Annotated in this window: 10 protein-coding genes; 1 reads left to right on the top strand and 9 read right to left on the bottom strand. The window is 50.2% G+C overall.

Features of this window, described 5'->3' with window-relative positions:
- Nucleotides 1-78 precede the first annotated feature (78 nt).
- The 9 genes from HGT71_RS08250 to HGT71_RS08315 all read right to left on the bottom strand — a co-directional run bounded on the left by HGT71_RS08250 (nucleotide 79) and on the right by HGT71_RS08315 (nucleotide 15,448).
- Entirely contained in the window at nucleotides 79-447 is a 369-nt protein-coding gene (locus tag HGT71_RS08250; RefSeq protein ID WP_214217372.1) for an outer membrane protein assembly factor BamE domain-containing protein, read from the bottom strand.
- The gene (locus HGT71_RS08255) at nucleotides 447-938 is read right to left on the bottom strand and encodes a hypothetical protein (protein ID WP_214217373.1); all 492 of its coding nucleotides are present in this window, start codon (nucleotides 936-938) and stop codon (nucleotides 447-449) included. The genes HGT71_RS08250 and HGT71_RS08255 overlap by 1 nt, the downstream gene beginning before the upstream one ends.
- 530 nt (nucleotides 939-1,468) lie before the next feature.
- Nucleotides 1,469-1,780 (bottom strand): Imm45 family immunity protein, encoded by a 312-nt coding sequence (gene imm45, locus HGT71_RS08260; RefSeq protein WP_214217374.1) that lies wholly within the window; start codon nucleotides 1,778-1,780, stop codon nucleotides 1,469-1,471.
- Entirely contained in the window at nucleotides 1,780-3,525 is a 1,746-nt protein-coding gene (locus tag HGT71_RS08265; protein ID WP_244986460.1) for a VENN motif pre-toxin domain-containing protein, read from the bottom strand. Before HGT71_RS08265 ends, imm45 begins: the two co-directional genes overlap by 1 nt.
- 186 nt (nucleotides 3,526-3,711) lie before the next feature.
- Complete coding sequence (locus HGT71_RS15815) at nucleotides 3,712-9,987, bottom strand: two-partner secretion domain-containing protein (protein ID WP_244986461.1); 6,276 nt, start codon at nucleotides 9,985-9,987, stop codon at nucleotides 3,712-3,714.
- A 10-nt stretch (nucleotides 9,988-9,997) separates the two neighbouring features.
- Complete coding sequence (locus HGT71_RS08300; RefSeq protein ID WP_241597154.1) at nucleotides 9,998-11,746, bottom strand: ShlB/FhaC/HecB family hemolysin secretion/activation protein; 1,749 nt, start codon at nucleotides 11,744-11,746, stop codon at nucleotides 9,998-10,000.
- Between the two features lie 488 nt (nucleotides 11,747-12,234).
- The gene (rfbA, locus tag HGT71_RS08305) at nucleotides 12,235-13,104 is read right to left on the bottom strand and encodes a glucose-1-phosphate thymidylyltransferase RfbA (protein WP_214217375.1); all 870 of its coding nucleotides are present in this window, start codon (nucleotides 13,102-13,104) and stop codon (nucleotides 12,235-12,237) included.
- Nucleotides 13,101-14,183, bottom strand: a complete 1,083-nt coding sequence (rfbB, locus tag HGT71_RS08310; protein ID WP_214217376.1) for a dTDP-glucose 4,6-dehydratase — start codon at nucleotides 14,181-14,183, stop codon at nucleotides 13,101-13,103. Before rfbB ends, rfbA begins: the two co-directional genes overlap by 4 nt.
- A 98-nt stretch (nucleotides 14,184-14,281) precedes the next feature.
- On the bottom strand, nucleotides 14,282-15,448 hold the full coding sequence (locus HGT71_RS08315; RefSeq protein ID WP_214217377.1) for a nucleotide sugar dehydrogenase: 1,167 nt from the start codon (nucleotides 15,446-15,448) through the stop codon (nucleotides 14,282-14,284).
- 374 nt (nucleotides 15,449-15,822) lie between these two features.
- Here HGT71_RS08315 and HGT71_RS08320 point away from each other — a divergent pair, with 374 nt between their 5' ends.
- A complete protein-coding gene (locus tag HGT71_RS08320; RefSeq protein ID WP_214217378.1) occupies nucleotides 15,823-16,143 on the top strand; it encodes a hypothetical protein in 321 nt (106 codons plus the stop codon).
- Nucleotides 16,144-16,154 lie beyond the last annotated feature (11 nt).

Genomic DNA, 16,154 nt, shown 5'->3' on the forward strand with positions numbered 1-16,154 from the left:
ATATCATCAATAATGGATTCTTTACACCAGATTCGCTACCCGCCTAGTAGCTTTATCCATTTGTAGACGTTGGTATCGTTATTTAAAAATTTTTTTGGAAGCCTTATCTATATAGTCTAAAGATGATAAGACGCCCACCTCGTTAAACTTTACTATTAAAACTTGGTCTTTATTATTATTAAATGGAATGAGTAGGTATATTCCCCTGTGAATCTGGACGGATTTATACACCCATTCACTGGCATTATTGTAATCCTTAGGTAAGTTTGGCGCACCCAATAGCAACAATACTTCCTTTTTCGTTGAGCTCCCTATGATTAACTTTTCTTTAATTGATGATTCAGAATATCGATTTAGTTCGGTAGCACGCGTTCTGTCAAGATTCACCATGCAAGCTGAAAGTAAAAATGGCAGGGTTAATACTATAATTTTTCTTATCTTGGACATTAGTGCCTCCCCTCTATATAGATCGAATTAACTTCATCAAAGACAACTGGGCGTATATAGAGAACACAATATCCTGTCCGGTCTGTATCACTGTAATGTACCTCATAGGTAGCATCTTTTTTGGGGATAACATCGAGCGTGACACTGCAGTTTGGCGCAAGGTAAGTTATCTCTGTCTTACGGTCTGCGATAACGAGCGTTTCAAAGTACTTCCCGGTGTAATCCTTCCCCTGTATTTTGGGAAATCCCATATCAACAGTACTGCCAAACCCAATGTTAAGGTATCTGTTGTGCTCTATAACAAATCCCCCCACCAAAGTGCCTGAATCGTTTTTTTGTCTAATTGAGTAATCAAATGGATTACCCATCAATCTTATTTTTGCAACATCGTCGATACTTGTCGGGGGTTCATACTTTGTGGGGACAGGAAAAAGCATACTGCATCCTGATAATAAAATAATTGAAAAAAGCATAGCTATTTTCTTAAGCATCCTTAGCTCCTTATTTATATCCATAATAATATTTTATCTTTTCGATCGCCTGTACCTAGTACTATGAAAAAGATCTATAAATACTCCTTTAACAGTATTGCACTTCACCAACAATGATTCGGTTTATTTGGTCTTGAGTCTGCTCCTGCATTGAATTATTACTTACCTTATACAGGTTGCACTAAATTACCGCATGGCCATAAATCACTATTTCCATTACAAATAAGTCGCTACCCTACTTTTATAACCAAACAGTTATTTATCTTGTTGCTGGGTTTCCATCTCACTCACGCAACTCATTACACCAAAATATAAATCCTCTACGAAGGTCGGTAATAAGGTCATTTAATCCTTTTTACTATTTTCCCTCTCTTTATATTCCTTAACAAAAAATTTGATCCAGAGACAAACACCTAAAATAAGAACACCGACATAACCGGACTCACAAAAAGACGCAAATACCCTTTTCGGTTAATTGATGAGTGATCAGCATTTGAAAAAATCCCGGCTCAATTGGCCGAGATCTTCATTTACGTAATGGGAGTTGCTACATATTCATCAAGGATATTAACATTTTCAACATTACATTCTGGATATATCCACTTATCCCAATTGGTAATAACCCACTCTGTACTCAATGCTCTATCTTCAGCTGACATACTTTCGATTGGTAAAGATATTAAAATTAGGCCAGCTTTGTGACCAGAAGATACAACCAATCCATGGGTTTCGAATAAATCTATAACCATAAAATCAACCCATTCTTCATATGGCCAGACAGCCGGCAACCTAAAGACAGTTCCTCTTTTAATAGATTTATTCATATAATCAATAAGTTTCATTATTTCACCTTTAAATCATGACCGCCTGACTTATCTATGCTGTTAGGTATTTTTTGCATAGCAAAATCAACTTCACCTAAATGCTTACCTTTTGGACTAACTACTTCAAACCGCCCGTGCTGCGTATCAAGGGCATAGAGATTTCCATCCTGACCGCGGTACACATCACGCCCGCCGTTCTTTTTAGTCAACAGATTATCTTTTACCATACCGTGCTTAGCTGCTGCTTTCGGAGCAGCCTGTTTTACTATTGCGACACGCTCTCTTGGAGGGAGGCTAGCAAGGCTTTTTTCAAAGGCTCCGACCGTTTGTCCCGTTGCAATTGTAGTGTTTGGATTAACATGAGGAATTTTCCCCGTAATTTCCAATTTTTCAGGAACTTTCCCTTTTCTACCAACCAGCGCCCGGACGATTTCAACGGATATCGTCATCGCATCGTAGCGGGTTTCAACATCCGACCAGCTAAGCTTACCGCCGTTGGCATCAAAGATACCTTTAATGACTACATCACGGGTAATACTGTCAGGATCTAATCCTTTCAGGATGCTTTCAATATTTGCCTCATCCTGCGGATATAAATCGCTGTAAATCAGCGAGTAAGTTACATTATCGCCATATTTCGCTAATGCAGACTGCGCCTCGTTAACTAGCCCTCCACAGGCCAAGCTACCTTTGTTGCCCTGCGTACACGCATCTTTTATGGCCTGGTCGCGATCTTTATCAGTCTGCTTTATTCCAGCCAGCTCTTTCTCTTCTGCCGGTGTCAGAGACTCTTTCAGTATGTCGCGTTTTTGCTCCAATGCTTTCTTACGCTCGGCTTCATCTACATGCAGCCAGTTATTCTCAACCGTCACCTTCCCTGCCTGCATCCCTGCTAAGGTACTCTCCGTATCGCCCCCCACTAAGCCTGCCGCCAAACCGGCGGCAAGGGTGGCTAGGGCGCTGACCGTCTGCTTCTTATCCTCATCAAGCTGATTAGCCTCTAGGCCAAAGCCTTGGCTGGCGATAATCCCCACTAGCTCTGCACTGGTGGCCCCGGCCGCCATGGCTAAAGGATCCTTACCCTGTGCCGCGGCCAGCGCCGCATTCACCGTTGCATGGGCTAACTGCTTACCCAAGGTATCGAGGTCACTGTGGCCAATAAAATTCGCTATATAGGGGGCGGCGCCGCCCGCTAACGCTGTGCCAAACTCTCCACCAGCAAGACCCTGCACCGCCGCGGTCGCCGCTTGGATAGCTCGCTGAACACTGCCGCCGACACCGAGGCCCGAGTCGTTTATCGCCTGTTGATAAAATTGCTGATAGACGGACTCTACCCATTTACGCTCATCGAGTTGTTGACCAGGATGCTGCTCAAGCCACTGCGCCTTGATCTCTTCCTGCTGTGCGGGGGTGAGCTGGGCGAGTTTCTCTTGCGCCGTTTTAGTCGCCGAAAGCTTGCCCTGGGTCTCAGCAATATTCGCCACTTGTGCACCAATACTGCTAATCAATTGCGCTTCGCGTAGACGGTTTTGCTCCTTTTCCTTATCGAATATCGGGCTAAGTGTCTGGTGAGCATGTTCGACATCGCGACTGAGCGAAGCTAAAGACTGTGATTGCTCAGCCAAGTCACGCACCACAAGCGTTCCTTGGCTTATCGCTGAATGGGTGACTGATTCAGCACTCCCAGCGCCCTGTGCCCCTGCCAGTAAAGAGGTCGCGGCGTTCTTAATCAGCTGCCCTGCCGGATCGCCCCCCGAGTTCATGCCGGCACTTTGATGTTCAACCTTGTACTGCGCATGATTACGGATATCCGTAAACCCAAGTGTGCCGGTATCTAGACGATTATTCTGTGCGGCGGCGGTCGAGCCAATGACCGCCCCCTGTAGTTGGGTGTGCTGACCGACCTCAATCTTAAATCCGCCCTGTCCGGCAAAAATCCCTGTTTGCTCCTATACCGAGGCATAAGTATTGTCGATTTTATCGCGCGAGAGGTTGAGCGAGAGAGAGCCACCGCCCATACTTGCGCTCCCCCCTACGCTGGCACTGGTCTGCATCGAGGCGTAATCATCGGTATCTTGCTCGCTGGTCAGGGTAAGGTGACGCCCTACTGTCATCTCAACCGTCTTACCGCTTACCTGCGCGCCGGTGAGATGGGTATCCCTACCACTGACGATACTCAGCTTTTCCCCGGCATCAAGGGTCGTTTCACTATGGGAAAGGGTATTCCCCTTCTCGCGGCCTTTCGCCGTATTAAGACTGGCACTGACAGAAATCCCTTTGGCTCCACTGCCAAAGTTAACCCCAATACCTAAAGAGCCCCCCTGACTGCTATTTTTTCCGCTGACTTGCTGGCGATCTGTCACTGACTCCAGCACCACATCGCCTGTCGCCTTAAGGCTGATATCCTGCCCCGCTTGGACGCGGCTTCCCAGCAGGCGGATATCGCCGTCATCGGCGGTAATCGTAATATTATTGCCTGCTTTCAGTTGGCTGGCTTGATGTTGCTGCGTTGCGTGAGTCTGGGTTGAGGTCGATGATTGGCTTCCCCAAGAGAGGTTAATCCCCACCATGGTCCCCGCAGGCTCCGAACTCAATCCGTTAGCCTGTACCGCTTGGTAAGCTTGGACTCCGGTCAAGGCTGACTGTACGCCTTTTAAGGCCGCTAAACGCCCTGAGTCCTCCTCGCTTGCGGAGGTCGCTTGGCTAATGGCTTGATTGACTAACGCCCCAACGCTACCGGAGAGTGCCAAGGTGAAGCCACTGCTTTTTTGCTCTGAAAAGTGGCTCTGGCTGCTGTGCTGTTCGCTGGCCGCGATTGTTACCTCTTTGGCAGCCAAATGGATATCGCGTTTTGCCAACAGTTCGGCGCCGCTCAGGGTCAGCCCCGACCCTGCCGTCATCGTCACGCTGCCTTCGCTGCTGCCCACTAAGCTGCCAAGATGGCTTACCGAACGACCTTCATCCGTTAGGCGTTGGGTCTGTTGACCATAACTGAACCCAATTCCGCCGGTGCCCGATAGGCCCTTGCGTTTTTGTTCGTAACGATGGACCTCTTGGCGACTGTTCTCTGCCTGGGTCAAGCTCAGGTCATTACCGGCTTGTACAACCACCTGCTGCGAGCCAATGGCACGACTGCCGACTAAGCTCAGATCATGCCGCGCCTGCAGGTAGACCTGCTCTCCTTCCACTGCACTGCTTAATGCCTGTGTCGTCGAGACGCTATCATGGCGCGTCTGCGTTTTACTGGATAACCACCCGGCGCTACGTTGCTGACTATTTTCTGTCACCCACTGTTGCGACTGACCACTTTTCAGCGTGAGATCACGCCCCGCCGTCAGACTTAGGGCATCCCCCGCACTCACCTTCGCCGCCTGCAGGCTGATATCGCGTCCCGCGAGTAAGGTTATCTGTCCCTTCCCCTCGATATGGCTCCCCAACTCGCTCGTCTGGGTAATGCGTCGATCGTTGCCTTTCCCCCAATTTAGCGACTCGTGGCTTGTGGCCGTCACGGTTGTCAGTTGCAGATCATTGCCCGCCGATAACTGAGTATGGCTACCTTTACCCCTATTTTCGACCAAACTGCCTGCCAAGATGAGGTCGTTCTGTGCATGTAACCTTAAGCTCCCACCGTCGTTCTGCACAAAAATGGAGGCCGGACGATCACGCCAGCGATGTTCCCCCTCTTCCGCCATCACCGTTTGACTGGTGATATTCCGTCCTGCTGACAGCGAGAGACTCTGCTCGGCTTGCAGTCGTCCTCCCAGCTGAGTGATATCGCGCATCGCCGTCAATGCTACCTCACGACCAAGGAGATCGCCGCGATGGGTAATATTTTCAGCCTTGATCTGTACTGATTCGCGACCAACCAGAGTACCACTATTCACCAGATCGCCAGTGAGCTGTAATTGCGTCTGCTGAGCAGAGAGTAACCCACCTTGGCGAGTCACATCGCCGCTTTGGACCTGTGCGTAGACTTGAGGCACTAACACCTTATGCCGGGAGCCATCGGCGAGAGTGACCTCTTGCTGAACCAGCCACACCATATCGCTGGTCAGTTGCGCCATCTGCTCGGCGGTTAAGGCAATCCCCGGGGTGAGGTGAAAGCGTTGAGCGAAGGCGACCCCGGCATCCAGTAACGCGCGGTATTGCTGCTCATCGTTATCAAATCCTTGTAAAAAACGGCTTCCGGTTAAGGCTGTTATCTGTTCACGTACCAAGGCTTGCTCATAAAAGCCGTCGCCCAACCGCTTAGTTAGTCGTCCTTCCGTCCATGAGAGTTGATCGAATACCCGGTCACTGCTGAGAAACTGTGCTGACTGGGTAAAGCGGGGGTCGGTTTCAATTAAGAACGGTACATCAGTCGCTGGCCGTAGCTGATAGAGGGCATTATCCGGTATCGCCACGTTCGCTGGTACAAACTGAATCACCTTCCCTGTTTCGCTTACGACGCGGTTAATCGCCTGATGGGCATCAGGCTGTTGCAGGCTATTGCTATCGAGGGCGCTTGCGGCCGCCACCTCGGTGGTCACCACCTGCGAGGTTCGCCCCGCCATTGTCTGTCCAGTGCCCTGCCCGCTGCGGTATTCTTGCCAACGCAGCTGCTGAAAATCGATCGTCGTTGTGGTGGGCTGAGGGACGTAACCGTTCGTGCGCTTGCCTTGACTGGTGACGGTGCCGCCGATAGGTCTATCCTTTTTCTTCGCATACCAACGGGTGACCGTGCCAATATCGGTGGTGATCCGCTCCCCCCAGGTCACGAGATTGTTCAGCGAACCGATAACTCCCAGTAATTTTCCGCCCGCGATCACGATACTGTCTTGATTGGTCACCTGTTGACTGTTGAGCGTTAAATCGCCCCCCGCAATGATTTTTCCGGGGTCACTTTTTACGATCTGTGTTTCCAGTACGGTACGCTGATAGTGATACTCGTAAAAATCCTCACCCTGTGTGCCGTCCGGCATTTTTGCCGTATGGACTCCGTACTTATTTTTATAGCGGGTATCAACCTCCTGCCAATCATAACGCTGTGCAGAGCCACTGAGTGCCGCCTCATGGTATGTCGCATTTTCTACCTCGACTAAGGCCGTGGTTAAGGTCTCGTTATGATTAGTAATAAGCTGGCTATTGAGTGTCATTGCCCCTAATGCCTCGAGGGTGGCACTGGTGTTACGTAATTCTGCGGCTTGACCCTGTGCACGCCGTTGCGCATCAAGCTTAGCCCCGACCACTAACTCCCCGGCGCTAAAAATAATACTGTTTGCAAGATTATTCAGGCTCTGTGTGGCGATCGATAAGTGCTGACGGGCCGCAGTAATCGGCGATAGGCCAGCCTCTTGGCGCTGAGTAAAGCGCTGAGTCTCTATCGCCAAGTGGTCACCATAGAGTCGCCCTCCCGCGAGATTATCGAGCTGTCCCGCGTGGATAAGTGTCTCCCCGCCATCAATCAGCCCCTGATTAAGCAGGGTATTTTGTACCTGAATAGTGGTTTGACGGGCGTTGATCTCACCGTTGTGCTGATTGGTCAGCGTAGGCAGGCGCAGGGTCATCAAGCCGCCCGCGCTCAATAGCCCTTGGTTATCGAGACCTTGTTGAAACGATGCAGCAATGTCCCCCTTGGCGAGTATCCGCCCACGATGGAGAAAGCGCTTATCGAAGCTAAGCTGCATTGCACAGTGAGAGAGCAGCTCGCCCACCCCGCTCAGCGCCCCAGCGTCGATCGCTAAATACTGGTCGGCGACTAAGGTTCCCACCTGATTATCGACTATCGTGTCTGACGTCCCCTGCACTAACAGCTGCTGCCCAGCACTGAGCAGTCCCGAGTGGTTAGTCAGGTCTTTATCGATCCTCAGGACTAAGTCGCCTTGACTACGTACTGCGCCCCCCGAATTATCAAGACTCTGGCTATGCAGCGTGACCGACTGTCCTTCAATGCCCTGTTGACCAGGCTTCTCGCCACGATTAGTAAGAGCTGCCGCCGTCAGCGTCATCGCTTGGCCGCTGCGCAGCCATCCCTGACTATTGTCAAGCTGTCCCGTAACACTTAGCTTTGCATCGCCGAAGGCTTGGATCGACCCTTGGTGATTGGTCAATTGCCCAGCGTCGAGTTGCAGACGGTTACCTGCTGCTAACTGCCCCGCGGTATTATCGAATTCTTGACCTGTGGTCTGGATGGCGATATCCGCCTTACTGGCGATCCGTCCTCGATGATTGTTTAGCCTACCACTGTCGAGGGAAAGCCCCTTACCGGCCAGTAGTTCGCCTTGGGTGTTATCGAGGGTGGCCTGCGAGGTGGTGAGAGCTAGGTTGTGATCCGCTTGGACCCGCCCCTGGGTATTGTTCACACCGCGAGTGTGAACAATAAGATCGCCGCCGCTGACCAGCGTACCCGTCTGATTATCCAAGGCCGCTAGGGTGAGCTGTGCCGCCTGGCGCGAGGCGATAACGCCTTGTTGGTTAGCCAAGTCACCGCCGCTAAGCGTTAACCGTCCCTGACTGATAATGCCGCCACTCTGCGACGTTTCTCGGTTACTGATCCCGCCCTGTTGTGCGGCAATGGTCAGTGCATCACCGGCTTGGATCAGCCCTTGGTCGTTGTTGACCCCTTGGCTGATCAGACTGAGATCTTTACTGGCGTGGATCACGCCCTGCTGATTATCAAGGCTCGACGAAGCGGTAGTGATCGCAACCGCCGTCCCACTGATTTGTCCTTGAGTATTGATAAGCTGCGAGCCATCCAAGGCGAGATGCTGGCTATGAGTGATGATACGACCTTGATGATTATCGATGCCCTCGCGGTGGGACAAGGTTAAGGCCTGTTCACCGCGCTGCTGCAGCGTGCCGGAACGATTAGAAAGCCGCCTTGCCCGAATCGATAGCGTTTCTCCATTTAGATGTCCCTGGTCATTAATCAGCTGTCCGGCGCTATCTACGCTGATGTGCTGTGCCATCACCACAGCCTGTTGTGTCTCGATATCGCCTTGCGTGGCGACAAACTCGACGCTATGGGCCTGCGTCTGGCTGCTCGTGGCCGTGATGGCGCTCGCCTTAACCGCCACCTGCCCCGTGGCAGATTGATGGCCGCTAAGCGTAATGGCCTTTGCGCTGCGCAGCTGTAGATCACCGCTTGGGCTGGCTTGCCCGTCACGCTGCACCCCAGCAGCGAGGGTGCCACTGCTCGAGAGCTCGCCCGCCGAGGTGAGTTGGATATGTTGGCTAGCTTGCAGATGACCACTGTGGGTAAGCCTGCCTTGGCTGGTGATCACCACATCGCCCGCCGCCGCGCCAATCGTTCCGGCATTACGCACCCCAACGCCTGCCTCGGTACCGCGCAGCATAATCTTATTGGCATACATACCGCCGAGTGCAGAGACATCCAAGGCAAACTGTGGGCGTTCGCTCTGCTGATCCGTCTGGACGGTTAGCGCGCCGTTGTCGGCATCAATCCTGTTCTGCCCGGTAGTGATCGATAGCGCTTTTGCCTGCAGGGAGGCGTTAATTTTTACCGCTCGGGCCAGCAGCTCGGTGCTATCTTGGCGCGAGCTATCCATCCCCTTACCCTCGATACGGATCGTCCCCTGCTGTACGGCAAAATGACTGAGTTGCCCCTGCGTGAGGTGCGCTTGACCCGTAGTGAGGGTGGTTCGGTTAGCATTGATAAAGCCGCAGCCATCGCAGGTGATCCCTGCGGGGTTGGCGATGATGATATCGGCTTGACGGCCTGCAACCTCCAACATGCCATTGAGCAGCGAAGGATCGCGGCTATTCACCTCGTTAAGAATAACTTTTGCCTCCCCCTTGGCCAGCCACGGGTTGGCGGCGACCTGCCCGGCGAGCTGGGTCTGACTGGTGGTACGGCCATTATTGATAATCGCCCCACGATGCTCAATATCGAATTGGCTATACTTGTTATGTGATACGCCAGCGCGGCTCGGCGCTTGAATATTGATCTGCTCGATACCGTTTGCCGTCTGCAAGACAGTCGCCTGCTGGTGACCTGCTGCCTGCGGATCGGCAACCACCTTGGCCTGTACCGGCAAGCAGATAGCACCTAGGGCGAATAGGGTTCCTAGGCTTAACCGAGTCAGGCTAAAAGCCTTCGAAGAGGGGATAAGGGGCGGCGCGGCGCAGGGTGCGGTGAGCGCAGAAGCCGAGACAGTAATATCGGCGACGACCATCGCCATCCCGCGGGCGTGGTTATAGACTATACGATAGCAATGTTTATTCATCCTTGAATCCTTAATAGTGCCAATTCACCGTGAAGCCGAGGGTAAAACGATCCGGCATAAACCCTTTTGGGGCCAATAGTGGCGTGCCGATAAAGGTATCGTAGCCAGTCGACCAGAGCTGTCCTCGAACCCCTACCACCCCGCCGGCGAGAGAACGTCCCAATTGCGGGGAGGTGCGTCGCCCGCTAAGCGTTCCATAGTCGACGCCCAGATAGAGCTGCTGTCCGCTAAGGGGCGTGGTCCAACTCCATTCGTTACGAACCAATAGCCCACGGTCAGCGCTAAGTGAGCGCTCGCCATTAAAACCACGCACCGTCCAGCGGCTGCCCAGCGAGAATTGCTCGGAGGGGGTCAACTTGGTTGCGGTAAATTGCTGTTGATACAGCAGCTGGTAGCGGAACGGCTGGTTGGCGAGAGTAAAGGGGACAGTCAGGTCGGCAGTAAGCTGAACGATACGGCTGAGTGCCGTCCCGTCGTCAAAGGCCTCTTCGCTGGCCGCCAATGCGCCAAACCACCGCGTTCCCTGCTGGTAACTGATACCAAGATTCAGTATGGCACGATGGATGAACTGTTGATGTTGCAGCGTCGCTTTCCATGAGGTAGTTTTACGATGCTGGGCATCAATAGTCGTATCATCGATAAAATTCTTGGCTTCACGCAGTGCGATCTCTGCCGTCAAGCGAGTTTTATGATCGGCCCCGCGATGAATAACCCGCCCCAGTTGCAACGCAACCTGCTGGCTTTGACCACGATAACGGTAATCAGCATTTAGCCCCGCAATGGTCTGCGTGTAGTCGTTATAACTGCCTGTCACGCTGACCAGCCAGTAGCCATAAGGCAGCGAATACTGTCCGGTATAGTTATGCGTCCCCTTCCCTGCACCGGGTAACAAGGATCTGCCAGCGTAAAGGTAAAGACTGTCGCTCAGTGTCAGGGGGTTATCGAGATAGAGTGTAGTTCCGCCCTGATAGCGACCCGTGCTACGCGTTCCTGAGTCATCGAGGGACAGTCCGAACCGCCACTTACGCGACTGCTGCCACGTCACGATAACATCGCTCTGCCCTGGCCGTTCGGTGGGCACGATCTCCATATTCGCTTGCACGGTCGGCAGACGCTGTAGATTTTCTAATCCCTGCTCCAAGGCGCGAAGATCGAGCAGACTACCCGCGTGCAGCGGAAAGGCGCTGCTAAGGGAGACGCCTTGAGCGGATTGCGTGGTGCGCGTTAGCAGACCAAGCTTACCCGCCACGATCATTAGCTGAAGATGCCGTTCGGTCAGATCCTGCTCTGGAGCGAGTACGCGCGTAGTCACATAGCCATGCTGCATCAGCCGATTCTGCAGGCGACGCATAAGAAGATTAATCCCTTCTCCTCCTAAGCAGTGCCCTACCGCCGTATTGGCGAGTGGCTGTAAAGTCAGCCAGCTCGGTAAAGCCTCTATCCCCTTAAGGGTGACTTGATCGACCGGAAAACAGGGCGTTTCTTGCGGAAAGCCTGTGGGCAGAGGCTGGGAAGTGGGCAGCTTGAGATGAACGGTCTGTTGTTCTGGTGCTAAGCGCTGTTCTAACGCCCGCTGCTGGGCTTGCTGATGAATACGTTGCTGGTCATCGTCAGGGGGTGAAAAACTCGATACCTGCTGCCCTAGATGCAGCGCATCGGGCTGCAATGGATAAGAAGAGGCTTCACTCTGAACTGGCGCACAGAGTAGACCTAATGCCACGATTAATCGGTAGCGGGGATAAATTGAGTGATAGGCCACGAGATTCCCTTTCGTGTTGAGCGCGTAACCATCCTGTTACACGTTTTATTGTTTACTACATCACTTCATCGATTCAGCATCACGATAACAAGGTCGCACGATATAAATACAGGGCTATTTATCGAAAATAGAAACTTTACTCCTGTTCCTTGTGCTTTATCACAATAAAGAGAAAGCGGTTATTAGCTTCACTATTTGCTTATTAAGAATATAGATTGTTCTTTCAGTAATAATCCGTAAAACGTGATAAAAGGATCTATTATTGGTTTTACCATCAGAATTTTTAGGCTAAGTTGGGAATTTATAACTGGGATTATTTCTAGAGAGGATTTGTTTTTATTAAAAAACCTATAAAGATAGTTATGCCGTAAACTGCTATCTGGATACGAAAAAGGATAGATATTATTCAAACCTTATCACTCTCAACACAGTGATAGATTTATAATCCGATAAATAGAAGAGGCAAAACTATCGCCCCTTCTATATCATTATATTAGCTCAATCACTGTCGCCAGGTATTCGCCGTAACGTGTTTTAGCTAGACGTTGGCTTTGCGCCAATACCTGTTCTCGGCTCAGCCACCCCTGACGGTAAGCGATTTCCTCCAAACACGCGACCTTGAAACCTTGGCGTTCTTCAATCGTATGAATAAACTGAGAGGCATCGAGTAAACTTTCGTGTGTTCCAGTATCTAACCACGCAAACCCTCGGCCGAGTCTTTCGACATTTAACTGGCCTTTTTCCAAATACATCTGGTTAATCGCCGTAATTTCTAATTCACCCCGTGAAGAAGGTTTAACCTGTCTGGCCATCTCGGTGACTTGGTGATCATAAAAATAGAGACCGGTGACCGCCCAGTTAGATCGTGGCAGCGTCGGCTTTTCTTCTAGAGAAAGCGCTTTAAACTGTTGATCAAATTCCACCACCCCATAGCGCTCAGGGTCACGAACTTGATAGCCGAAAACCGTCGCACCGGATAAATTTTCAGCAACCGATACCAACTTACTGCCAAATCCTTGCCCGAAAAAGACGTTATCCCCCAGTACCAGCGCGCAATCCTCACCGGCTATAAAATCCTCACCAATAAGAAAAGCTTGCGCGAGTCCTTCTGGTTTCGGCTGCACTTCATAAGTCAAACGTAAACCAAACTGTTGCCCATCCCCCAACAAACGTTGAAATGAGGTCAAATCGTCGAGTGTTGTGATGATCAGGATATCGCGGATCCCTGCGATCATTAATACCGACAGCGGGTAGTAGATCATCGGTTTATCGTAAACAGGGAGTAACTGTTTGGAAATCCCTTGAGTGATCGGGTAAAGACGTGTGCCGGAGCCACCCGCAAGTACAATTCCTTTCATGACTTATCGCCTTGTTGTTGATAAGAGGGGGTATCGATCACTGCATAGCTACCGTCCTGCACCGCCTGCCACCAGCTCTGATTGTCCAGATACCATTCAACCGTTTTTCGTAATCCGGATTCAAAGGTTTCCAGTGGCTGCCAACCGAGTTGCTGAGCAATTTTACTGGCATCGATGGCATAGCGCTTATCATGGCCAGGGCGGTCGGTCACAAATTGGATAAGTTGCGAGAAACTCGTCAACCCTTGCGGTTTGGTTGAGAAACGTTCATCTAAAATTTGACAGATAGTGTTGACCACATCGATATTACGTTTTTCATTATGCCCACCGATGTTATAGGTTTCACCAATTTCCCCCTCAAACGCCACGCGCAATAATGCTCTGGCATGATCGGCCACATATAACCAATCGCGGATCTGTTCCCCCTTGCCATAAATAGGCAGGGGCTTGCCCTGTAAGGCATTGAGGATGACCAGTGGGATAAGTTTTTCCGGGAACTGATAAGGACCATAATTGTTCGAGCAATTGGTTACAACGATTGGCAGCTGGTAGGTACGATGCCATGCACGCACTAAATGATCGCTTGCAGCTTTCGAGGCGGAGTAAGGGCTGCTCGGCGCATAAGGCGTTTGTTCAGTAAAAAAGTCATTAGTCTCAGCTAAATCACCAAAAACTTCATCGGTTGAGATATGGTGAAAGCGAAATAGGGCTTGTTCCGCGGCAGGCAGTTGCTGGTAATAAGCGCGCGTAGCCTCTAACAGCTGGAAGGTACCGATAATGTTCGCTTCCATAAAGTTATCGGGTCCGGATATGGACCGATCGACGTGGCTTTCTGCAGCAAGATGCATCACCACCTGAGGCTGGAACTCAGTGAATAGCTGGCTGAGTGCCTGCCGGTCACACACGGAAGTATGACTAAAACGATAGCGGGGATGGGAACTGACTGGCGCCAGCGATTGGAGATTACCTGCATAACTTAAGGCGTCAATGACTAACACCTGATGTTCAGTCTGTTCAATAATTTGCCTGACAACTTCAGAGCCGATAAACCCCGCCCCGCCCGTAACCGCTATTCTCATTTTTCTTCCCTGTGATGGGTTCAATTCATTAACAGCGTGTATTGTACCGTACAAAATAAAAAAGGCTGACAAAAGTCAGCCTTTTTTCGTCTTAAAAATCAGTCGTTGCCAAACAGATCACGGGTATAAACTTTATCCCGAACATCCTGCAACGCTTCAACCAGACGGTTTGCAATGATGATATCGCACTGCTGTGTTAACTGTTGCAGATCATGGGTAACCGGTGAGTTAAAGAAGGTTTCTTCATTTAATACCGGTTCGTAAACCATAACCTCGATGCCCTTAGCTTTAAGGCGTTTCATAATGCCTTGGACGGCGGAAGCACGGAAGTTATCGGATCCTGCTTTCATCACCAAACGATAAATTCCCACGCGTTTCGGCTGCTTTTTCAGAATACTTTCAGCAATAAAATCTTTACGGGTACGGTTGGCATCGACAATCGCATTGATAATATTGTTAGGCACCTGTTCGTAGTTTGCACGAAGCTGTTTGGTGTCTTTCGGTAGGCAGTAACCACCGTAACCGAAGGATGGATTATTGTAGTGATTACCAATACGTGGGTCGTGACTTACCCCTTCAATGATTTGGCGAGCATCCAAGCCATGGTGTTCAGCATAGCTATCCAACTCATTAAAATAGGCGATACGTAGGGCAAGATAAGTGTTAGCGAAGAGTTTAATTGCTTCCGCTTCAGTGTCATCGGTGAAGAGTACTGGAATATCTTGCTTCTCTGCCCCATCCGCTAATAACTGTGCAAATTTCTTAGCCTCTGCGCTTTGGCTGCCAACCACGATGCGCGAAGGGTGTAAATTATCGTACAGGGCCTTACCTTCACGTAAAAACTCGGGTGAGAAAATAATATTTTCAACGCCTAATTTATCTTTTAGCGCGCGGGTAAATCCTACCGGAATGGTAGATTTAATGATAATGGTCGCCTGCGGATTGATGGCTAAGACGTCGTTGATGACCGATTCGACACTGTGCGTATTGAAGTAGCTGGACTCCACATCGTAATCGGTAGGTGTCGCCACAATGACGTAGTCAGCATCCTGATAAGCAAAATGTTTATCGGTGGTCGCGGTAAAATTGAGCGGCTTATTTGCGAGGTAAAACTCAATTTCTTTATCGACAATCGGCGATTGTTTATTATTTAATTTTTCAACCTTCTGCTGATCTATATCCAACGCCACCACTTCATTATGTTGTGCAAGTAAGAGGCCGTTCGAAAGTCCAACATAACCAGTGCCAGCAATAGCAATCTTCATTACCTGATTTCCTGTATTTGGGGTCGAATAATTAATATATTTAATTTTTTTAGGCCGATAGTATGCCTGCATTATTTATTTTCTGCGAAAACAAATTGCCTAACTCGTTAATTTTCAGATTGAAAGAAGATTTTCCATCTCTTTTGGTTCCTTTCTTCCGTAAAAGGTCGAGGTGTAAAATGTTAAAAGCCTTTAATGCTCTACTGAAGAGAAAAAGTGCCGTTGCGCTATTGAGATCGGTTGGCAAAAACGCACATCGGCCGAATGAAGGCTTGGCAAGCCGGTCAGAGTAATCTCTTTTTATCATTAGTGCACCACACGAGATGATGTCTGAACTATAATTAAAAACGATATATCCCTTATGGAGAATGAGAATGAAAAAAATAGTGATTCTTGCTTCAGCCTTGACCCTTTCTTTTGGCGCCTTTGCTGCGACGCAGGCAAGTGAAGAGACATTAGCCACTGCACATAAAGGGGCGGATACCGCTAAAGAGAAACTGCATCAAGCGCAAAATACTGGCGCACAGCAGAAACTTAAAGCGAAGCATGCCGCTGAGGGGAAAGCGAACTCCACCGGCAGTAAAATTTCTGAAGGCTCGCAAAAAGCCTGGCACAGCACTAAGCAAGGTGCCGAGAAAGGCTGGGATAAAACCAAAGAAAGTGCAGAAGATCTGAAAAACGATATTTCACCCTAGTCGATAGGGTC

It is taken from the genome of Rosenbergiella epipactidis (genome assembly GCF_018494055.1).
GTDB classification, from domain to species: Bacteria; Pseudomonadota; Gammaproteobacteria; order Enterobacterales; family Enterobacteriaceae; genus Rosenbergiella; species Rosenbergiella epipactidis.